At 62.7% G+C, this 19,708-nt stretch carries 17 protein-coding genes and 2 pseudogenes (2 of these 19 cut by a window edge); 10 read left to right on the top strand and 9 right to left on the bottom strand.

Annotated features, from left to right (window positions below; all coding sequences use genetic code 11):
• Nucleotides 1-665 carry the start of a Na+/H+ antiporter NhaC family protein gene (locus FVQ81_09835; protein MBW7996844.1) on the bottom strand. Its footprint begins 754 nt before the window's first position, so the window shows 665 of its 1,419 coding nt (coding positions 1-665); the start codon lies at nucleotides 663-665; its stop codon lies beyond the left edge, outside the window.
• A 31-nt stretch (nucleotides 666-696) separates the two neighbouring features.
• Nucleotides 697-2,010 carry a glycoside hydrolase family 1 protein gene (locus tag FVQ81_09830; GenBank protein MBW7996843.1) on the bottom strand — a complete coding sequence of 438 codons (1,314 nt, stop codon included), beginning with the start codon at nucleotides 2,008-2,010 and terminating at the stop codon, nucleotides 697-699.
• Nucleotides 2,011-2,269: 259 nt separating this feature from the next.
• Between FVQ81_09830 and FVQ81_09825 the strand changes: the two genes are divergently transcribed.
• The 7 genes from FVQ81_09825 to pta all read left to right on the top strand — a co-directional run bounded on the left by FVQ81_09825 (nucleotide 2,270) and on the right by pta (nucleotide 12,389).
• Nucleotides 2,270-3,052: a hypothetical protein gene (locus FVQ81_09825; GenBank protein ID MBW7996842.1), complete on the top strand. Its 783-nt coding sequence runs from the start codon at nucleotides 2,270-2,272 to the stop codon at nucleotides 3,050-3,052.
• A complete protein-coding gene (locus tag FVQ81_09820; protein MBW7996841.1) occupies nucleotides 3,049-6,495 on the top strand; it encodes a hypothetical protein in 3,447 nt (1,148 codons plus the stop codon). The genes FVQ81_09825 and FVQ81_09820 overlap by 4 nt, the downstream gene beginning before the upstream one ends.
• A 52-nt stretch (nucleotides 6,496-6,547) precedes the next feature.
• Nucleotides 6,548-8,062 (top strand): BamA/TamA family outer membrane protein, encoded by a 1,515-nt coding sequence (locus tag FVQ81_09815; GenBank protein MBW7996840.1) that lies wholly within the window; start codon nucleotides 6,548-6,550, stop codon nucleotides 8,060-8,062.
• 128 nt (nucleotides 8,063-8,190) lie between these two features.
• On the top strand, nucleotides 8,191-9,132 hold the full coding sequence (locus FVQ81_09810; GenBank protein ID MBW7996839.1) for a hypothetical protein: 942 nt from the start codon (nucleotides 8,191-8,193) through the stop codon (nucleotides 9,130-9,132).
• 1 nt (nucleotide 9,133) lies between these two features.
• Nucleotides 9,134-9,820 (top strand): UDP-N-acetylglucosamine diphosphorylase, encoded by a 687-nt coding sequence (locus tag FVQ81_09805; protein ID MBW7996838.1) that lies wholly within the window; start codon nucleotides 9,134-9,136, stop codon nucleotides 9,818-9,820.
• Between the two features lie 174 nt (nucleotides 9,821-9,994).
• Nucleotides 9,995-11,200 (top strand): PLP-dependent aminotransferase family protein, encoded by a 1,206-nt coding sequence (locus FVQ81_09800; GenBank protein ID MBW7996837.1) that lies wholly within the window; start codon nucleotides 9,995-9,997, stop codon nucleotides 11,198-11,200.
• 199 nt (nucleotides 11,201-11,399) lie between these two features.
• Entirely contained in the window at nucleotides 11,400-12,389 is a 990-nt protein-coding gene (gene pta, locus FVQ81_09795) for a phosphate acetyltransferase (protein MBW7996836.1), read from the top strand.
• 94 nt (nucleotides 12,390-12,483) lie between these two features.
• Here pta and FVQ81_09790 read toward each other — a convergent pair whose 3' ends face one another.
• Nucleotides 12,484-13,272, bottom strand: a complete 789-nt coding sequence (locus FVQ81_09790; protein MBW7996835.1) for a sugar phosphate isomerase/epimerase — start codon at nucleotides 13,270-13,272, stop codon at nucleotides 12,484-12,486.
• Between the two features lie 222 nt (nucleotides 13,273-13,494).
• On the opposite strand from FVQ81_09790, the gene queC reads away from it, so the two are divergent.
• The 3 genes and pseudogenes from queC to FVQ81_09775 all read left to right on the top strand — a co-directional run bounded on the left by queC (nucleotide 13,495) and on the right by FVQ81_09775 (nucleotide 14,909).
• Nucleotides 13,495-14,175, top strand: coding sequence for a 7-cyano-7-deazaguanine synthase QueC (queC, locus tag FVQ81_09785; protein MBW7996834.1), 681 nt, complete (start codon nucleotides 13,495-13,497; stop codon nucleotides 14,173-14,175).
• Between the two features lie 76 nt (nucleotides 14,176-14,251).
• Nucleotides 14,252-14,737 carry a tetratricopeptide repeat protein gene (locus FVQ81_09780; protein MBW7996833.1) on the top strand — a complete coding sequence of 162 codons (486 nt, stop codon included), beginning with the start codon at nucleotides 14,252-14,254 and terminating at the stop codon, nucleotides 14,735-14,737.
• Nucleotides 14,738-14,825: 88 nt separating this feature from the next.
• Nucleotides 14,826-14,909, top strand: a pseudogene (locus tag FVQ81_09775) (7-cyano-7-deazaguanine synthase).
• A gap of 66 nt (nucleotides 14,910-14,975) precedes the next feature.
• Here the strand turns inward: FVQ81_09775 and FVQ81_09770 are convergent.
• The 6 genes and pseudogenes from FVQ81_09770 to FVQ81_09745 form a co-directional block, all read right to left on the bottom strand.
• Nucleotides 14,976-16,040 carry a glycosyltransferase family 4 protein gene (locus FVQ81_09770; protein ID MBW7996832.1) on the bottom strand — a complete coding sequence of 355 codons (1,065 nt, stop codon included), beginning with the start codon at nucleotides 16,038-16,040 and terminating at the stop codon, nucleotides 14,976-14,978.
• Nucleotides 16,037-17,476, bottom strand: coding sequence for an oligosaccharide flippase family protein (locus FVQ81_09765; GenBank protein ID MBW7996831.1), 1,440 nt, complete (start codon nucleotides 17,474-17,476; stop codon nucleotides 16,037-16,039). The genes FVQ81_09770 and FVQ81_09765 overlap by 4 nt, the downstream gene beginning before the upstream one ends.
• Complete coding sequence (locus FVQ81_09760) at nucleotides 17,382-18,623, bottom strand: glycosyltransferase family 4 protein (GenBank protein MBW7996830.1); 1,242 nt, start codon at nucleotides 18,621-18,623, stop codon at nucleotides 17,382-17,384. The genes FVQ81_09765 and FVQ81_09760 overlap by 95 nt, the downstream gene beginning before the upstream one ends.
• A complete protein-coding gene (locus FVQ81_09755; protein ID MBW7996829.1) occupies nucleotides 18,624-19,331 on the bottom strand; it encodes a class I SAM-dependent methyltransferase in 708 nt (235 codons plus the stop codon).
• Nucleotides 19,328-19,696, bottom strand: a complete 369-nt coding sequence (locus FVQ81_09750) for a GNAT family N-acetyltransferase (GenBank protein ID MBW7996828.1) — start codon at nucleotides 19,694-19,696, stop codon at nucleotides 19,328-19,330. Before FVQ81_09750 ends, FVQ81_09755 begins: the two co-directional genes overlap by 4 nt.
• Nucleotides 19,663-19,708: pseudogene (locus FVQ81_09745) on the bottom strand (hypothetical protein) (it continues 632 nt past the right edge of the window). Before FVQ81_09745 ends, FVQ81_09750 begins: the two are co-directional and overlap by 34 nt.

Here is a 19,708-nt window from a genome sequence, read left to right as displayed (position 1 = left end):
CCCGCTCCGAACGCATACAGCAGCACGGCGGCGACAGCGCCTGCCAGCAGGGAATATTTCAGCCGTGAGCGCACCACTCCGCCGACGTCGGTTTCCTGGGTGGCGGCGCTGACAATGGTCGTGTCGCTGACCGGAGCCAGGTTATCGCCGAATGCCGCGCCCGAGAGGATCGCACCCATCAGCGCTCCGGGGTGAGCGCCCAGCACGATTCCCGCCGGATACATCACCGAGGTGAAACCGACCACTGTACCCAGCCCGGTACCGATAGTGACCGCGAACAGTGATGCCGAGACGAACACGGCCAGCGTAAACGCCGCTCCCGACAGGCCCATCTTCCAGCTCAGCCAGATCATCGCCTCCACCAGCCCGCTGTCTGCCAAAATCGAGCTGAACGCCCCGGCCCAGATCCAGCAGACCACCGCCACAGTCGCAATCCTGTTCGCCATCAGGCTGAACACCCGCTCGCTGTAAGCCGCCGGATCGCGGACGAATACCATCCCCAGAGATATCCCGGCCATCGCGGCGATTATCATCCCCTGCTCGACCACCGCCCCACGGACCACCAGGTACATGGTCCAGGCCAGGAACACTGCTATCGGCAGCACGCTTACCAGCGGTCCGCCACGGAACTCCAGTTTTTCCGTGCTGACATTCGTCTCGCTCAATCAGCCCTCGCTTGGTCGGAGTGAGTCGGTCTCAATAGCGGAACTCGGCGGGAAGGTATTTCTCCACCAGCTCGCGGCTCATCCCCCCGGCTTCGATAACTTCGGCCAGGAACCGGCCGCTGGGTTTTACTGTCCGCTCGAACGTCTCGTAGTCGACATGGACCAGGCCGAAGCGGGGACGGTAGCCGCAGGCCCACTCGAAATTGTCGAGCAGGGACCAGTGAAGGTAGCCGCGGATGTCGAACCCCTGGTCCAGCGCATGGGCCACCACCCGGAGATGCTCGAACATGAACCGCACCCGCTCGCGGTCGTCCAGCGTACCGATTCCGTTTTCAGTGAGGTAAAGCGGCTTGCCCAGCCGATGGAAACGCTCGATTGCCCGCCAATAGCCTTCGGGTTCCCAGCTCCAGTCCATCTGGGTCACTTTCTGCGATGGCAGGGGTTTGCACATACCCAGCCGGTCGCGGCTGTCCACCCGCTGGTCGGTATAGAAATTCACGCCCCAGTAGTCGCAACTGTCCCTGAGTTCAGGCAGGAAAACGTCCTCGCCGATCAGCGGAAAGCGGATCCAACCGGTGGTGCAGCCCTCGATCCAGCATTCATTCCACAGGTAGTCGAACAGAGCAGCGTAGTGGTTATCGAGGAAGTCGTTGATCCGCGAGGGGTAGAACGCGCTGACCGCCATCACCTGCCCGACCTGAGCTTGCGGGTCATGCTTGCGGATAACTTCCCGCGCGGCGGCGTAGCCCCGCAGACGGCCCGCGCATTCGCGGCAGGTTTCCTCCAAGCTGTACTTGCGGGGAGGGAAATCGCCCCACAGCCACCCGCAAAGCGCTACCTGAGGCTCGTTGAACGGGATCCAGAAATCCACCATCCCGCCGAACTCCCGCGCCACCCGGGAAACATATTTCGCGAAATCATGCTCCGCGCCGGGACGGGTGAAACTGCCCGCGTCGGCAAACCACAGCGGCTCGGTGAAATGATGCAGGGTCAGGAATACGGTCAGGTTGCGCTCTTTCAGCGCCTCGAACACTTTGCGGTAATGCTCGATCTCGTCCTCATCGAACCTGTCCGGGGATTCCGGGCAGAGCCTGCTCCATTCGATCCCCAGCCGGTGCGTGTTGTGGTTCAACTCTTTTGCCAGCTCGAAATCCTGCTCGAACAGCTCGTAGTGGTTTGTCGACATTCCGCAGCGGTCGCCATTTTCGATCGCCCCCTCCTCCTGCTCGAAACGGTACCACTGGTTTTTCGTATTGTTGCCCTCCACCTGGTACGCGCTGGCCGCCGCACCCCAGAGGAATTCCTTCGGGAACGTGACTTTTTCAAAACCCTTCATCGTGAACATGGCTTACCGCTCCGGTATTTTGTGGAATTCCAGCGCAATGAACTTTTCCTCCCCGATGGCTGGTAGTCAATTTAGACGTCCGATACGAGTGGGGTCAAGCGCTTTACCCGCTTGCCCGGCAGCCTCGCCTTTTTTGTTGACATTCGCATCGCCTGCTTCCAAGCTTGAGCACATGCGGAATTCACTGGTTCAAATCTGGATTGCGCTGGCTCTTCTCTCACGGACCGTTATATCCGTCCTCGGAGCGGAGCCGGTTCATTTGGCTGGTTTTGCTGACGGCAGCCGGCTGAGTATCAGCGCCGGGGATGACGGCAGCCTGTTCGTGCTCGACCGCGGCCAGGCTCTGCTCGGCCGTATCGACCCTTCTACCGGGCGGACGCTGTGGAAAATCGACGGGAGCGAGACCGGCCAGACATTTATCGATCCGGCCTGGCTCAGCCGTCCCGACGGGTTCTATGTCTACCTCACCGACCGGGGAACGCGCAGGGTCTGGCGGGTCGATTACCGCGGTGAGCTGCGCGGCGCAATCGAGCTGTCGTTCGCAGTCGACCCGGTGATTCTGGAACTGGCCGCCGGCGGTCAGTTTGTCGTCTACGACCGCGCCTCCGGGCTGATCCACCTGCTCGATGACTCAGGTCAGCCACTGTGGAGTTTTCCGCCGGGCGAGGGCCGGACCAGCGCCGAGCCGTTGCGGATAGCCCTCGGGCCGTCGGGGCAGCGGCTCTACCTCCTCTGGCGCGACACTCCCCACCTGACTGTCGTCACCCTGTTCGGCCGAAGGAGCCGGAGCGTGAGCGTTGATCCAGGCCTGCCGGGGGAGGTAATCGCGATGGCCGCCGCCGGTTCCGGCGATAACACCGTGCTCGCTCTTCTAACCTCCGCCGGCGGTCTGTTCCGCCTGGACGCATGGACCGGCGGGCTGACAGAAATGGACGCGAGTATCCCCGAACCCGTGGATATCTGCGGCGGCAGCAGGGGATTCTTCGTATTGTCGGAAACCGAACTCGCCGTGCACAGGATCGAGCTGGATGGTGGACAATGAGAGTCCGGGTTCGGAAAAAGCACCTGTTGAGCGCGGGAATCCAGGCACTGATTTTCTTTCTTTGCTCCTCGCCGCTGCGCGCACTGGAACGGGTCTCCTCAACCAGCGATACCCTGGCGCCCGCTGTCAGCGGCCGGGTGCTGCAACTGTCGCACAAATATGTAGTTGCCTCCAGCCTGGAACTGCTCTGCCGCGGCCATCCGCTCCCGGACAGCCTCTACCGCCTCGAAAGCGTACCCGGCCGCCTGATCCTCCTTTTCCCCCTCCCCTGCGATACGCTGGTTGTTAATTATTCCCTGCTGAACGGGCTCTCCCTGCCGGACAGTTTCAGCCTGCGAAAGAATTTCCCCCCTCCCGAACTCGACGGTTTCCTTGCTGAAAGGCCCGTTGATTCCACAAAGAATGCCACTGTAAAAAATTTCGGGGGGAGCGATCCCGGCGAGGGCTTCCGGTTGGCCGGTTTCAACATCAGCGGGTCCAAAAGCGTTTCGGTCTCGGGAGGCGGAGGCGCTCCCGGCACTGCCCTGGACCAGAACCTGATGCTGCAGATCAGCGGCAAGCTCGGCAGGGACACCGAGCTTTCATTCCGGCTCAACGACCAGGACCTGTCGCTCTCCTCCGACGGCCGCAGCGCCGAGCTGCGCGAGCTGGACGAGGTCGCGGTCAGCCTGAATTCCCCCGGCGCGGGCGTCACGCTGGGGGATTATGATTTCAGCCTGACCGGCTTTCAGTTCGCCCGGATCGAGCGCAAGCTGGACGGTGTCCAGGGAAGGCTGGAGCGGGGACCGGTGGAGCTGAAAGCCGGCGCGGCCCTGGGCGGCGGGACATTCCGCAGCGTACAGCTCAACGGCACCGAGGGTCGTCAGGGGCCGTATCAGCTCAGCGGGACCTCCGGTGAACCGGTCCGCGTCCTGGTCGGCACCGAGCGGGTCTACCTCGATGGCCGCCGGCTTAGCCGAGGCGTGCGCGCCGACTACACTATCGACTACACGCGCGGAACTATCACCTTCACCGAACGTCACCTGATCGGCACCGAGAGCCGGATCGAAATCGACTACGAATATTCCAGTTTCACCTTCCGCAAGTCGCTGTACAATGTAACCGCCCGCGTAGCCGGACAAGCCGGGGAACTGCGGGCCTATTTCGTGCGCGAGAGCGATCTGGAGGACAGTCCGCCCGGGGGCCTGTTCAGTCCCGAGGAGCTTGACTGGCTCGATTCCGCGGGGACGGGTCTGGACAGTATTCTCACCCCCGGTGTGCGCTTTCTGGGCGATGGCCGCGGGTCGTACGTGATGCTGTTTGACAGCTCCGGCAAACCATACTTCCGGTACACCGGCCCCGGCGGCGGCGACTACATGGTCAGTTTCAACCGCGTCGGGCTGCCGCTGGGCAGCTATGAGTTCGACGCGGCTTCCGGGGGCTATACCTGGGTCGGCGCGGGCAATGGCCAGTACGAACCGGCCGGCGAGGTAACTCCGCCGTCGCGCGACGACCGCGCCGGGCTGGCGTTCGCCGCCACCCCCCTGCCCCGCCTCAGTATCGAGGGCGAGGGCGCAGTGCTCAAACGCACCCTCAACCTGTTCACCGCCCGCCGCGCTCCGGCCCGCTCCGCCCACCGGATATCCGTCCGCCTGGACACTCTGGCCCTAGGAGCCCTGCCGGCCCGGCTCAGTATCGATGCGGGCCAGCGGGGAGTTCAGCGTGATTTCTCGTTCGCCGGACGACGCTACCAGGCCGATTTCGAGCGCAACTGGAATCTGCTCCCGCTTGCCTCCGGCGGCAACACCCGCAACACCCCCGGTGAGAACCTGGCCGAGGCCGGAGCCAGATTGGACCTTCCCGCCGGGCTTGCAATCGAATCGGGCTGGGGCAGGCTGAGCCGCACCTCCGGGGAGCGAGCCAGCCGCAGAACCTGGGGCGTAGCACTCAAACCGTCGGAGGCGCTCTCCGCGGCCTGGCGCAGGCTCGATATCGATACGCGCCGCCTGCCATCCGATACCACGGCCGGAACCGGCCTGTTCAACAGTTACCGCAGGCGGGACAACGGCTCGCTGGCGCTGGCTCTCGGCCGCACCAACTCCTCGTTCGGAGTCGAGCGCGAGGAGCGGACCTCGCCGGACCTGGGGTTCGGGATCACCGGCAGCCGTCACCTGGAACTGACCGGCCGGCTGAACACCGAGCTTTCTCCCCGGCTGGAGCTGGGGTTGTCGCTGCTGGGCCGCGACACCGACGAACAGGCCGCCGGAACTGCTTTGTGGTCCGGGGCGACCAGGGCGCGGGCGGTCCAGCTGGAGACATCCTGGAACGGACCCGGCGCGCTTCGTGTCCGCGGACGGCTGGGCCATCGCCGCCAGCAGTACGTCCGCGGCAACCTCGGCCGCACCAGCTCCACCGCCGGCAGGGTCGAGGTGTTCGGCGGGGGATTCGCGGGCAGGTGGCAGTCGCACGTGGTCTATGAGCTGTCTCACGGTTCCAGCCTGCGCAACCGGGCGGTTTACCTGCCGGAGCGGTACCCCGACGATGGCGCGTATCTGGAGGACGGGACCTATGTGGGCGCCGAGCAGGGAACCCATCGCCGCGAGGTCCTGCCGGCCGAGATCGATCCGCGCCAGACAGCCAGCCTTAAATTCACCGCCCGCCAGAATCTGGACCTGACCGAATGGGTGGATTCCGCGCGGACGGTTATCAGCCGGATGGCCTGGAGCGCCACGGCCCGCCTGGAACGCGAAAGCACGCTGAGTGAGAAGTGGAAGCTCTACCTGATGCTGCCCTCGGCGCTTAACGACGATCAAAACTCGCTGCTGGCCCAGACCTGGATCAATACCGACCTGACTGTCCAGTGGAAAAAACCGGCCGTGTTCAGCCGTCTCGAACTGGTCTGGAACACTAACCTCGACCGCCGGTTCGAGAGCGGTTCCGAGGAGTTCGCCGACCGTAAACTTCGACTCCAGCTCCGCGTGCCCCTGGCCGAGGGGGTCGAGTGGTCTCCCACCGCAGAGCTTGGCCGCCTCCGCCGTCTCCAGCTCTCCGGCGGGCGCAGCCGGGTGTCCAGCCTGAGACTGGACAACGGGTTCGTGGTCAATCTCGGCGAGCAGTGGCGCGCGGGCGCCGATCTGGACCTCGGCCGCTTCGAGGTCGAGGGCGAAAGCGAGAGCTACCGCAGGTTCGGCGCGGGCGGCTCGCTGACCCGTTTCCTGGGCGGCTCCGGACGGATCGAGGCCGGGCTGAGAGTCTCGCGCCTGAGCGGACCGGGGTCCCTGGACGTGATGCTGGTGGAGGTGCTCGGCAGCGCCCGTCCAGGCACAAGCTACCGGGCCACCGCCGCGGTCAGTGTCGAGCCGGGCGAGCGGATGATGCTCCATTTCCGCTACACCGGACGCACGGATTACCTGCTGAACGATTTCACCCATTACGGACGGGCCGAACTCAAATATTTCTTTTAATTTTTTTACCAACAAAATTTTTTACCAACAAAACCGTGGTATCCAAGAGCTTATGAGAATGATAATGCACATATCACCCTTATTTTTTGCACTGGCGTTGGTCGCGAGCCCCGCCACCGCCACTGACTCCGGCGAAGAATTACCCCCTGTGCGGGTCGCCTCGGTGGAGATCACCGGCGTCGGCGGCGTCGAACGGCAGCGGATCATTCGCTCCCTGGGGCTGAACCCGGGCGCGGAGCTGGGCGAGCGAAAAATATCCGCAGCCATGGAGCGGATTGTCCGCCATTTCGCCGACCGGGGCTACCCGTTCTGCACGGCCGGGCTGACCGGTCTGGATCTCGCCGAAGACGGCCGCGCGGTGGTCAGTTTCACAGTCGACAGGGGCCGGTTCGTGCGGCTGGGCGAAGTGAATATCCGCACCGGCCGGACCCGCCCGGATATCCTCCGTCGCCTTACCGGACTAGCCCCCGGCGAACCCTACAGCGAGCGCACGGTCGAGCGGGCGCGGGGCAGACTGCTGGCCAGCGGACTGTTCCGCCGGGTCGATTCGGTGCGGATCAACCGGGGCCGGTCGGAGGCGCTTGCCGATATCGCCCTGGAGGCCGAGGAATTCCCCGGCAGCAGAATCGAGGCCGCTCTCGGCACGGGCGGAGGTAACAGCCGGGGTATCGCGGGACTGGTCAGCCTGCGGATGAACAACTTGTTCGGCACGGCCAGAACCGCGTCCCTGAACTGGCGGCGTCCCGCTGTGGACTGGCAGTCGCTGGAAGTCGGCTACCGCGAACCGTGGCTGGCCGGCTTTCCGCTGGCCGTGGAGTTTTCGTTCTCCCAGCAGGTGCGCGACTCGCTGTTCTCCCAGACCGGGGCCGAGGTGGCGCTGGACGCCGAGATGGGCGACAGATTCAGAGCCGGGTTGGGCGTGGTGTACAGCTCGGTCAGTCCGGGCAGCGAAACCTGGACCGCGGCCGAAAGCAGCAGGTTATGGGCTGTTTCCGGCCGGGCTGTCTGGAGCAATATCCTCCCGCCGGTCAATCCGTCGGAGGGTTTCCGGATTGCGGCCGCCGGTTCAATCGGCAACAGGCGGGTGAGCGGTGTGGATTCGAGAGAGGTGCGGGCCACTGTCGATGGCGAATTGTACCGGCGGATCGGACTGGCTCATCACGTGGCCGCCCTAAGCGGTGGCGTGAGCCTGGTGAGCAGGGGAGATGGCACGCCCGGCGAGATCCCCTGGCATGCGCGGATACCCGTCGGCGGCACCCTTGCCGGCGGGGTCCCGGTCCGCGGCCATCCCGAGGAAACCACCCGCGCTGTCCGCTCCGCCTGGCTCGGTATCGAGTACCGTCTCCTGACCGGGGATACCGGCCGGCTGTTCGTGTTCTACGACCTGGCGGTGATAGAGCAGGCCAGCCAGCAGACGGGATCCTGGCGAACCTCCGCCCTGCACGGGATCGGCGGGGGGATCCAGGCCGGTACGAGGCTGGGGTTGCTGGAGATCGCGGTGGCGGTCGACCCGGAGCGGGGTCCGGGCGAGGGGCGGGTGCATGTCCGGCTGGCGGAAAGCTTCTAAGTCTGAAAGGAGTCCGCAGGTTAGACTCTTGAGCTTCAAGCGGAATTTTACTATATTAGATATTCTACTTTTTTTGATCAATCCGCTAAATATTACACGATGAAGTTGTAATTAACGGGGGTATCAGGATGGTGAATACCGATTCATCGGCGGCATGGCTGGATTTCGCCCTGAAAATTTCCGGCGAGGCGGTGACCAGGGTCAGCCAGACCAGCCAGAAATCCGGCGCGGAGGTTGTGGAAACCAGAAGCGGAGAAGCCGGGTCGCACAGGCACTGGGACACCGAGACTCTCAAGATCGACAAGGACATCGAGGACTATTATGTCGAGCAGCTCGCCGAGCACGGTATCGATGCGATCATGCTCAGCGAGGAAGCCGGCCGCAAGAAAATCGAGCCGCGCACCGCTCCGCCGCTGGAACTGGACAGGCCGATTTTTTTCGTCAGCGACCCGTTCGACGGGAGCCTGCTCTATAAGCGCAACATCCCGGCGTTCTGGTATACGGCGATGGCGATCTATACCCGCCCGGACAATGTCGAGGTGGCCGAACCGCTCAGCGCGGTGGTGACCGACCTGACCAACAGGATCGTTCAGTACTGCGACTCCCAGACCTCCTACGAGGGTGTGCTGGACACGTTCGGCAAAGTCCAGGACAAGCACGAGATCAGGCCCAACAAGACCACCGAGCTCGCCGATGCGTTTCTGGAAACCTACATGATGAAACCCCCGTTCCTGTACCCCACCGCGCAGTTGTTCGAATTCCTGTTCTCCAGGCTGAAATTTATCCTGCCCAACGGCGGTCCCTGCGGGTTCTGCGATGTTGCCAACGGCAGGATCGATATCTATTTCGGCCACAAGCAGCCCCATAACGATATCTACCCCGGCCTGGCTGTCGCCGAAAAGGCCGGCTGCGTGGTGTCCACGTTCGAGGGGCACGAAGTCAAGTTCGATGATAACGTCGAGCGCCGCCAAAACGTGCTGTGCACCTGCACCCGGGAGCTGCACGACAAGGTGCTCGAGCTGCTGGCGAAGAATGAGATCAAGGACACCGTCGGCCTGGAGGACGACTGATATGTTCACTCCGCAAGATTTTTTTGACATGCAGCACTGCCCGTTCCCCGAGTTTTACGATGGAATCGACAACGTCTGGGAGGGAATCGGCAAGATCGGCGAGTTTATCAAGAGCAAGGTTCAGCCCGGAGTGCACCCCAGCGCCAAAATCAGCCCGCACGCCTTTATCGGCGACAACGTGCAGATCGGTGAAAATACGGTGGTGATGCACGGCGCGGTGATCCTCGGTCCGGCGATTATCGGCGCCAACTGCGAAATCCGCACCGGCGCGTTCCTTCGCCCCGACGTGGTTGCGGGCGACGGTTCGGTACTGGGCAACAGTTGCGAGTTCAAAAACTGTTTCATCCACAACGCCGGCGAGGTGCCTCATTTCTCCTATGTCGGCGACAGCCTGCTGGGCTACAAGGCCCACCTGGGCGCGGGCGTTAAAATCAGCAACGTCAAGCTGACCTGGGAAACTGTCAAGGTCAAAGGCGATGATGGGCTTATCGACACCGGCCTGATCAAGTTCGGCGCGATCCTGGGCGACAACATCGATATCGGCTGCAACAGCGTGCTCAACCCGGGCAGCATTATCGGCAGGAAGTCGATTGTCTACCCCGGCTCCTCGTGGCGGGGCGTACTGCCAGCCAACAGGATCGCCAAGCTGCGCGACACTTTCGAGGTAGTCGAGCGCAGGGAGAAATAAGCCCGGCGTGAGCCATCCGTTCCAGCAATCTCGGCGTACTGTCCGCGGCGGCACGACCGGCCCCCATCCTCTGGCGGAGCCGCCTGCCGCCGTTTTCTTTTCTCTGCTGCATTTTTCAGGCGGCTCAAGACGAGGACCGGGCGAGGCGGGCAACCTGCAAGAGGGAGAATTTCAATGGACTATACCGAACTGTTCAGCCAGGGCGGAAGCCGCCTGACCAGCAGCAAAATCCGCGAACTGATGAAACTGGCCGCCGACCCGGAGATAATCTCGATGGCCGGCGGGATGCCCGACGCCCGGCATTTCCCTTTTCGTGAAATCCGCGAGATCGAGGACGGCTGGACTGACTCCCAGCGGGCCGCCGCCTACCAGTACGGACCCACCAGCGGGTATCCGCCGCTGGTGGAGCAGATCGCAGCCTACGAGGCAAACGGCGGGATTGACATGAGCGATCAGCGGGTGCTGCCCACCTCCGGCGCACAGCAGGCGATCCAACTACTGACCCGGATTTTCTGCGATCCCGGCGACACGATCCTGGTCGAAATCCCGACGTTTATCGGGGCGGTGGCTGTCTTCATCGGCTACGGGGCCGACCCGGCCGGGGTACGGATGGACGATCGGGGCATAATTCCCGAGGTTCTCGAGGAGCGGATCGGACAGTTTATCGCGGCCGGGCGCAGACCCAAGTTCCTCTACACCAACCCCACGTTCCAGAATCCCGGCGGTGTAACCCTGCCCCAGTCGCGCCGCGACAGCGTATACGAGATCTGCGCCCGCCACGGCGTCCCGATCGTGGAGGACGACCCCTACCATGACCTGTATTTCGAGGGCGGCCACGGTGACTACCGCAGTATCAAGGCCCGCGACTCCGAAAGCCGGGTGGTGCGGGTCGGCACCTCCAGCAAGATCCTCTCGCCGGGCATCAGGCTCGGCTGGATGGTGGGGGCGCCCGAGGTCGTGAGCCGCTGCGAAACCGCCAAGCAGGGCGAGGACGCCTGCAGCAGCAGTTACAGCCAGGTGCTGGCCGCCAGCTACTTTGCCGGGGGATACGTGGGGCCTTATACCGAAAAAATGCGGAAGATCTACGGGGCAAAATGCAGTCTGATGCTGGAATGCCTGGAGCGCGAGATGCCGGACGGCGTAAGCTGGACCAGGCCCGCCGGCGGCTTTTTCACCTGGGTCACGCTTCCTGAAGGCTCCGACAGCGAGAAGCTGTTCCTGGCCGCTATCGCGAAAAAAGTGGCGTTTGTCACCGGAGCGCCGTTCCACGTGGACGGCCTGGGCGGCAATAAACTCAGGCTGGCGTTCAGCAACAGCAGCCACGAGCAGATTGAAGAAGGTATCAGGCGGCTGGGGGAGGCGGTTCGGGAGGTAGTTTAAATCCAGGGCTCAGGAGCCAGGAGTCAGAAGAAGAACAAGGGAAAGATAAAAGATGGGAGCCAGGAGGTGCGAACCGCCCAAAAAGCTTCCGTAAGTTGGTTGGTTGGTAATAAGCGCACCGGGTGCGTTCCCGCTGTTAACGAGTGTTGATTTTCCTTCCGGAGCCACGGCATAACACAAGTTCAGGAGGCAGGTCAAGTTGAGCGATATTATCAGTAAGTTCAAGGACGCCGCCCGCAAGGCGGGCAACACGGTCGTATTGCCCGAATCCACCGAGGAGCGCACCCTGCGGGCCACGGAGATAATCACCGGCGAGGGGATCGCCAAAGTAATCCTGCTCGGCGACCAGAGCGAGATCAGACAGGCGGCTCAGGGTGCCGGTGCCGATATCGGCGGGGCGGAGATTATCCCGCTCGAGGGCACCGGACAGGCGGCCGAACTGGCGGCCAGGCTGTACGAACTGCGCAGGCACAAGGGTATGACCACCGAACAGGCGGTCGAAACACTGAAAACTCCGATGTACTACGCGGCGATGCTGGTCAAGGAAGGCCTGGCCCACGGCTACCTGGCCGGCGCGGAAAATACGACCGGCAACACGCTCAAGCCCGCGCTGCAGATTATCAAGACGCGCCAGGGGATCGGGGTGGTCAGCAGCTATTTCCTGATGGTTCTGCCCGCTAAGCAATGGGGCGAGGACGGTGTGCTGGTGTTCGCCGACTGCGCGCTGGTGCCGGAACCCGATGAGAACCAGCTGGCCGAGATCGCGATCACCACCGCCGACAGTTTCAAGACCATGATGCGCGCCGAGCCGCGGGTGGCGATGCTCAGTTTCTCGACCAAGGGCAGCGCCAGTCACTCGAGCGTGAACAAAGTGGCCGCCGCCACCAGGATCGTACAGGAGAAACGCGCCGATATCATGATCGACGGCGAGTTGCAGGCCGATGCGGCCCTGATCGAAAGCGTGGGGGCCAAAAAATCTCCCGGCTCGCCGGTGGCGGGCCGGGCCAACGTACTGATATTCCCCGACCTCGACAGCGGTAATATAGGCTACAAGCTGGTCCAGCGCCTGGCCGGCGCCGAGGCGATCGGCCCGGTGATCCAGGGAATCGCCAGACCGGTCAATGACCTCAGCCGCGGCTGCTCGGTAGCTGATATCGTCAGCGTGGCCGCGATCACGGCGATAAGTTAGACCGAGCCTCCGGTATCGCTGAAAAAATCCTCGTAACAGTCAAGCAGATAATCCTCGTCGTCCACGACAAACACTTTCGGCGATCCAATCCGGCTCAGCTCTCTGCGCACCTGCCGCCCGTATCTGTCTTGCTGCCGATAAATGACCTGATCAGGGCCAGGTCCTGCTCCAGTTGCCCCACGCTGTTGTCCTTGTTGAACTCGAACAGCAGCCAGCCGTCATAGCCCCTGGCTTTCAACCGCTCGATAATCTTCTGCCACACCTCGCGGAAGTCCGCCAGCGGAAGGTTTCGTTTATAGTCGTTGGCCTGGACGTGGATATATGCCAGCCGGTCGTAAATCTGGTCCAGATTGTTCAGGTTCCACTCGGTTTCCTCGGGCCTGATCAGCTGGTAGTACGTATACAGGTTGGGATGGCGCACCCGCTCGAGCAGGCTCAGCAGCGCCTCGCCGCCCTCGGTCGGCGTGTGGTCGTGAAACTCGTAGGCAACACGGATATTCCGCACAACCGCCATCTCGGCGATCCGCTTGGATGTGTGGGTCAGTTTTTCGAGTTGGTAGCCGCTGATATTTTCCGGTCTGACCCAGCCGGGCCAGACCCTGATCGTATCGGCTTCGAGCACGAGCGCCCTTTCCAGAATATGTTCGAACTCCTCCGGCTCCTGCTCCATCACATCGAAATAGCTCCCGTAGCTGGGCGTGACCAGACCCGCATCGCGGCATTTCTCTTTCACCCCGGCCACAAACTCCAGCGGCGCTCCCGGCTTCAGGTGTATGTCGCCACCCCACTCGATACCCTCCAGCCCATGCTCGCTACACACGGAGATTACCTCTTTAATCGACATCTCGCGAAAAGTGACGCTGCACAAACCGAGTTTGAACATGGTCGATACCCTTTCGGACTGTGGATATAGAGCGGGTAATTCCACCTGTGGCTCAGCCTGATTCAACTCCAAGCTACACTTAACCGTTATCCGTTGTCAACCCCTGCTCCGCTGGCCGCTTGATTTTGCCGGTTTGGACCGCCATATTCAGTTGTCCCGGACCGGCGGGTAGTCCGGGCCGGGCAACCGGCGGAGCTTGGGGACTTTTCCCGGGGGGAAAACATGACGAAGCAGCGCTCGAAAGCGGTAGTCTGCCTCAGCGGCGGGATGGACAGTTGCGTCTGCGCGGCGCTGGCCTCCCGTGACTCTGACAGCGTTTATTTCCTTCACGGCGACTACGGCCAGCGTACCGAGGAAATCGAGCGGGAGTGCTTCCACAAGCTGGCAAGCCATTTCGGCGCGGACGGCAAGTTGGTCTGCGATATGAGCCACCTGGCCGAAATCGGCGGATCCAGCCTGACCGACAGCGCGATCGAGGTGTCCGACGCCGATCCGGAGAGCCGGGAAATTCCCACCAGCTACGTCCCGTTCCGCAACGCCCATTTCCTGTCGGTGGCCGTAAGCTGGGCCGAGGTGCTCGGCGCGGAAGCGATTTATATCGGTGCGGTGGAGCAGGACAGCTCGGGTTATCCCGATTGCCGGCGGGTGTACTACGACGCGTTCGAGCGGGTGGCGGAACTGGGCACCAGGCCGGATACCTGCATCAAGATTGTCACCCCGCTGATCGAGCTGAAAAAAAGCGAGATCGTCCGGCTGGGGGCCGACCTCGGCGCTCCGTTCCAGCTCACCTGGTCGTGCTACCGTTCGAGCGGACTCGCCTGCGGCACCTGCGACAGCTGCGCCCTGCGTCTGCGTGCTTTCCGCGAAGCCGGTATCGAGGACCCGCTACCCTATGCCGGGTGAAACTTTTTAATAATTCGAAGCCCTCTCTTTTCTATTTAATCCTATTTAGAGATTAACTAAAACCTTTGGAGTGGATATGAGTACTTGTCCTCATTGCGGCAATAATATTGGAAACGGTGCTCATTTTTTGGAAGATATTAAATGGGATATAGTCGATGGTAAGCCAGTAATCAAAAACGAAATTTGGAAATGTAATAAGTCCGATGAAAGATTTTTTGGAAAACTTGATGATGATGCATCTCAAGAAGCGAAAAGAGATTATGATACCAGGAAGTATCTATATTGGGCTTTAATATTGGAGAGTGTACCTGGGATGCCACTTGACTCAAATTTTTATATGAAAACAGCAGAATGTTATGCTCAGTTGGGAAAATATAAATTATCTCTGAGTTGGTTAGACAAAGCATTGGAAATTGATCCGAATAACTTAGAATGTACTTATCAAAAAGGCCTGATATTTGTCAGACTAGGAAAACCGGATAAAGCTCATCTAGAATTCCTCAGAGCTGCAAATAAAGGCCATAAAAAATCGCAAGATTATTTACAAAACAATATGAATTGATCCAAGATTTGATGTATAAAGGACTAAATACTACCGGCTTAAAGTGTGCTGAAGAAACATCGGTTTACAGGTTGAATATTCTACAGATGTCGCGGTGAACTGGACCGAGGCAATCGGCGCCGAAGCTATCTATATCGGTGCGGTGGAGCAGGGCAGCTCGGGCGATCCGGATTTCCTACCGCCGCTGCTGGGAATACGACCGCAGCACCGGGTTCTGCCCGTTCTGCCTGCCAAAACTTTAAATCAGCCCCTGAAACGCCTCCTCCACCCGGCGCATATTGTTGTCCCACACCGCCCGCTGCCGGATTTTTTGCCAATTTCTGTCTGCCGACTCTGCCCGCAATTGCGTGTTTTCCGCTGATCTGCCGATACAGTCGGCCAGGGCCCGGCTGTCTCCCGGAGGAAACAGCATGCCGTTGACCCCGTGCTCGATCCAGACGCGGTTGCCGGGGATATCGGTGACCACGGGGAACGCCCCGCAGGCCATCGCCTCCAGCAGCGACACCGAGGTGCTGTCCGAATGCGAGGTGCTGAGATAGATCTCGGACCAGCGCAGCAGTTCAGCCAACGCGACTGAATCCAGCTCACCCGGGAACTCGATCCATTGCTCCAAACCATTTCGGCGGCACCCTGCCCGCAAATGTCCGGTCAGACTACCACTTCCGGCAAATGCTGCGCTGAACTCCTGTCCATCGTTGCGCAGCAGCCGGAGCGCTTCCAGCAGTGTGCCGAGGTCGTAGAGCGGCTCGTGACGGCGGGTGGAGACAATCCTCACTGGCTGATCGGACATTCTCTGTCCGCGCCCCGCCTGGTTGAACACCTCCGGGTCGATCCCCATCGGTTCCTCGATTATCTTGCCCGGCGCCACTCCAAGCTCCTGCAAAACCGAGCTCAGCACCGGCGAGTCGGCCGTGATCAGCGAGCAGCGCCGAAGGACAAAACGCGCCCTTGACAGGTGCAGCGGGCTGCGCCGGGGGTTGAGCAGGAGGTCCGAGCCCCAGGCGGTCAGGACCAGTGGACGGGCCCGGCGGGAGATGGCCCCCAGGACGCCGTAGCCCGGCAGGTAATGGGCGTTGACCAGCTCGGGGCCGAACGAGCGGAGCAGATCGTTCAGCGATTTCACAGCCAGGGGATAGCGCAGGAAACCGGGGGCCGGGATACTGGACAGAGTCCGTTCGTATTCCGGCGGATCGCTGGAAGGTTCCAGGGTGGCCAGCAGGACCTCGTGGCCGTTAGCGGCGAACCAGCCGCACCAGCGGCGGGTGTGGATCACATCGGCGCTGGCCAGCACCAGCAGTCTCATCGCTCCTCCCCCGTCTCCCGGCCCAGGATATTGCGCCCCACGCGGTAGAGCTCGCGGAGGTCATCGATACTGAACGCCAGGTACTCCCTGCCGAACCGCGCCCCGGCTTTCCGTCCCAGCGAGATCGAGATCACCATCTGCAGCACATAGCTGACCGAGCTTGCCAGCGCCGCCCCCGGCGCACCCCAGCGGGGAATCAGCCACAGACCGAGGCTCAGGCCCACCGCGAACGAGCAGGCCACCGAATAACTCTGGTACTGGCGGCGGTCCACCCCGGCGAAATAGCTTTCGAACACGCTGGCGCAGGCCACCGCCAGTACGCCGGGCAGCAGCAGGGCCAGCGACCTGTACGCCGGCAGAAAATCGGCTCCGAACAGCAGCCCGATCAACAGCCGCCCCAGCAGCAGCAGCGCCAGCGCCAGCCCCACAGACAGGATGACTGTCATCCGGAAAGCGCGCGGAAGCCGTCGCACTCCCGTATCCGATCCCTCGGCGCTGACCCGTGGGAACAGGTTGAGATGGATCGACATCGGGATATGCCAGATTGTCTCCGCCACCGCGACCGCCACTGCGTAGAGGCCGATCTGGGTCGTATCCGACAGCGCGCCCAGCAGGAAGATGTCGAAGCGCTGATTGAATGTCACCAGCACTCCGGCGAGATGGCCCTTGAGGCCGTAAGCCAGGCTGCGGCGCACCAGTTGAACGCCTGAAATATTCCCTCGCCCGGCGCCGGTGTCCTCCGCCCAACTGCGGACGATCCACCAGATCCCCAGCGGGATAACCGCCGCCTGGGCGATAATAAACGCGGTCAGCGCACCCGCCAGACCGCGGCCCATCGCTCCGGTCAGCACCGCCACCAGCACCAGCACCAGGACACTGGTTGCCAGGTAGTAGAGATTGAACCGGATAACCCGCTCGTGGCCGAGAATGAGCCCCAGCACCAGATAACGGGCCACCACCAGCGGCACCAGGATCGCGCTGGCAGCCACCAGCAGACCCGGCGCACTCGCCATCACCCGCGGAGCGACACCCCACAGGTAGACCACGGCGGCCAGGGGAGAGACTGTCGCCAGCAGGGCGAAACAGTAAGCGGCCACAGGCCCCAGCCGGCTGCGGCGGCTGCTGAGCAGCCAGGTCTGCGCGGTGTCCTGTCCGAACAGGAAGATGAACGCGGTCAGCCAGGGGATCACGGTCAGCAGGGTGTAGACACCCTTGCCCTCCACTCCCAGCAGTCGGGCGAGCAGGATCGAGGTCGGTATCTGGATCGCCAGGGTGGCCATCCTGAGCGCCAGCGTGCGCGCGCTGCCTGCAGCCAGTGACATAATTTGCAGCTCCGGGTTATCAGGTTTTCGTAAGCTGCCTGAAAATTTCCGCTTCGGCCGCCACGCGGACCGGCGTTGTGGGAATTTCTTCCCCCGCCGTGCGCCCGGCTCCATCAGCCAGCTTTTGTCGCAGATCGTTGTCCTCCATGAGCTCCGCCAAGGCCTCCGCCAGGGCCGCGTTGTCAGCGGGCCGGACCAGACGGCCGTTGATCCCGTCGCGGATCAGAGAGGCGGTCTCCCCGCTATCCAGCGCCACCACCGGCAGCGCGTGGCGCAACGCCTCCAGCACGGACTGGCTGAGATTGGTCCTGTCGGCGGTGGCGGCGTAGAGGTCGGCGGAGCGGTAATACCAGGCCAGGCTGTCGTTGGGCAGCGTCCCGGTGAATACCACTCTCTTGTCCAGCCTGAGGGCCAATTGCTCCAGCCGCTCCCGCTCCGGCCCGTCGCCGATTACCACCGCGGCCACCGGAACGCCGCCGGCAGTCGAGCGGGGCAGGGCCTCGATCAGCCGGTCCACCCGCTGCTGGTTCCACAGGCGGCAGACCCTCAGCACCACAATCGTCGCGGGCGCAAGTCCCAGACGGCTTCGACAGGCCGCGCGGTCCTGGTCGGGCTCCACGGTGTCTGTCTCCCGGTTTACCGCGGCGCGCAGCATGCTGATTTTTTCCGCCGGCACACCCAGTTTTTCCGCGGCGGCCCTGCCCCCGGACCCGTCATCGGTAATTATCCAGCGCGCGGCGTCAATCCTGAACGCAACGTATTCCTCGAACTGCGCCGCCAGCACCGGAGCCGAAAACCCTTTCATCCCCAGCGATATTCCGAACATGCGCACCGCCAGCGGAACTCCCGCGCGACGGGCAATCCGTGACGCCGCCCAGACGCCGGCGCACCCGTGGGCGGTCAGCAGCTCCGGCGCCGCCGAGGAGCATTCCCGCACGGCCGCCCTGTATGCGGCGAGGTTGAAGACAAAATAATTCAGCAGTCTCAACGGCCAGTTAAGGCATAAAACCACCGCCCTGGCGATTCGCGGTCCACCCGAGACACCGATCAACGGCAGACGCCAGGCGGCGAAACCGACAGCCCGTACTCCCGGCGGTACCTGCCGCTCCAGGGGCGCTCCCCGGCGGTGAGGATACAACAGCGTAACCCGGTCGAACACGCGGGTCAGCGCGATCAGCGAGTGGCTGAAATCCGGGCTGCCGCTGCCGGTCCCCAGCGACCAGAGCCGCGGCCAGCTGTAAACCACCAGCGCGGTACTCATCTAATCCTCCGCCCGGCGGTAGACCGCCAGCACGTTGCTGCGAAATTTCCGCAGGCTGCGCGGGCGGGTGATTTTCGCCAGCAGCAGTTGGCCGAGAAACAGGGTCCTGCGCGTCCAGTCCAGCGCCTCCACGAACTCGATCCGCTCCAGTTCGAACCCCGCGGGCGGAGCAGCCAGGCAGCCCGGCGTGTTCCAGCGGTGACAGGCGGGGAAAATTTCTTCCCGCCCCACATCGAACACGCGCGAGATTATCCGCTCCCTGAGCCTGCCGGGCAGCAGTCGCGCCAGGGCCACGAACGGGCTGCGACGGTTGGTGGTGATAATCACGATCCTGCCTCCGGGAGCCAGCAGCCGGCGGCACTCATCCCACAGCCGCCCGGGACGTTCGATATGCTCCAGGACGAACCGCAGGCTCAGTGTCCCGGCAAAGCCAGCGGGAAACGGGAGTTCCTCCAGCCTGGCGGTCACAAACAGACCTGGCGGAGGACGGTGGCGCTGGAGATCCACGCCCACAGCCGGAGACGCCCTGTTTCCGTGTTCGGCGATAAAATCACTCGGGCCGCAGCCGAGGTCCAGCCAGGGGAGAGAGGGAGCGAGTGCTCCGGCCAGACACTCGCTGTAGAGTTCCCAGCGGAATTTCTCGCCGGGCAGCCAGCTGGCGGCCAGGCCGCGCGCCCAGTTTTCGTTGGCCGTTACCTCGACACTCATTCACCGCTCCCGCCCAGACGGCCCAGCAGCGAGCCGGCCCTGTGCGCCAGCCGGAACGGCAGGTTGGTCTTGACCGCGCACAGCCGGTGGCAGGGCTGCCCGTCGAGACCCTGCTTGAACCTGGCGAGCGACTCGCCGTTTTCCGGCACCGCTCCGAGATCGATCTCGCGAAACCCCTCCTCGAATGCACCCTTGACAATTTGGCGATAGATCAGGTTGTTGGGCCGGGCCTTGAACGTGGAGCTGTCGGCTCCGTGGTCGATCAGCCACATCCGGCCGCGGTGCGCCAGGCACAGGTTGTAGGCCGCCGGACGCCCGTCGACACGCACCATCACCACCCGCGCCAGACCGGGGCTGGCGGCCAGCGGGCCGGACTT

It is taken from the genome of Candidatus Glassbacteria bacterium (genome assembly GCA_019456185.1).
In the GTDB taxonomy this organism is placed as follows: Bacteria; Gemmatimonadota; Glassbacteria; order GWA2-58-10; family GWA2-58-10; genus JAJRTS01.
Note: the sequence above shows the minus strand (reverse complement) of the source record. Positions and strands in the feature narration are given on the sequence as shown.

What these genes read in the sequence shown, in the direction of transcription:
- FVQ81_09830 (MBW7996843.1), bottom strand. Translation starts at nt 2,010, where the DNA reads ATGTTCACGATGAAGGGTTTTGAAAAAGTCACGTTCCCGAAGGAATTC.
- FVQ81_09820 (MBW7996841.1), top strand. Translation starts at nt 3,049, where the DNA reads ATGAGAGTCCGGGTTCGGAAAAAGCACCTGTTGAGCGCGGGAATCCAG.
- FVQ81_09815 (MBW7996840.1), top strand. Translation starts at nt 6,548, where the DNA reads ATGAGAATGATAATGCACATATCACCCTTATTTTTTGCACTGGCGTTG.
- FVQ81_09810 (MBW7996839.1), top strand. Translation starts at nt 8,191, where the DNA reads ATGGTGAATACCGATTCATCGGCGGCATGGCTGGATTTCGCCCTGAAA.
- FVQ81_09805 (MBW7996838.1), top strand. Translation starts at nt 9,134, where the DNA reads ATGTTCACTCCGCAAGATTTTTTTGACATGCAGCACTGCCCGTTCCCC.
- FVQ81_09800 (MBW7996837.1), top strand. Translation starts at nt 9,995, where the DNA reads ATGGACTATACCGAACTGTTCAGCCAGGGCGGAAGCCGCCTGACCAGC.
- FVQ81_09790 (MBW7996835.1), bottom strand. Translation starts at nt 13,272, where the DNA reads ATGTTCAAACTCGGTTTGTGCAGCGTCACTTTTCGCGAGATGTCGATT.
- queC (MBW7996834.1), top strand. Translation starts at nt 13,495, where the DNA reads ATGACGAAGCAGCGCTCGAAAGCGGTAGTCTGCCTCAGCGGCGGGATG.
- FVQ81_09780 (MBW7996833.1), top strand. Translation starts at nt 14,252, where the DNA reads ATGAGTACTTGTCCTCATTGCGGCAATAATATTGGAAACGGTGCTCAT.
- FVQ81_09770 (MBW7996832.1), bottom strand. Translation starts at nt 16,040, where the DNA reads ATGAGACTGCTGGTGCTGGCCAGCGCCGATGTGATCCACACCCGCCGC.
- FVQ81_09765 (MBW7996831.1), bottom strand. Translation starts at nt 17,476, where the DNA reads ATGGAGCCGGGCGCACGGCGGGGGAAGAAATTCCCACAACGCCGGTCC.
- FVQ81_09760 (MBW7996830.1), bottom strand. Translation starts at nt 18,623, where the DNA reads ATGAGTACCGCGCTGGTGGTTTACAGCTGGCCGCGGCTCTGGTCGCTG.
- FVQ81_09755 (MBW7996829.1), bottom strand. Translation starts at nt 19,331, where the DNA reads ATGAGTGTCGAGGTAACGGCCAACGAAAACTGGGCGCGCGGCCTGGCC.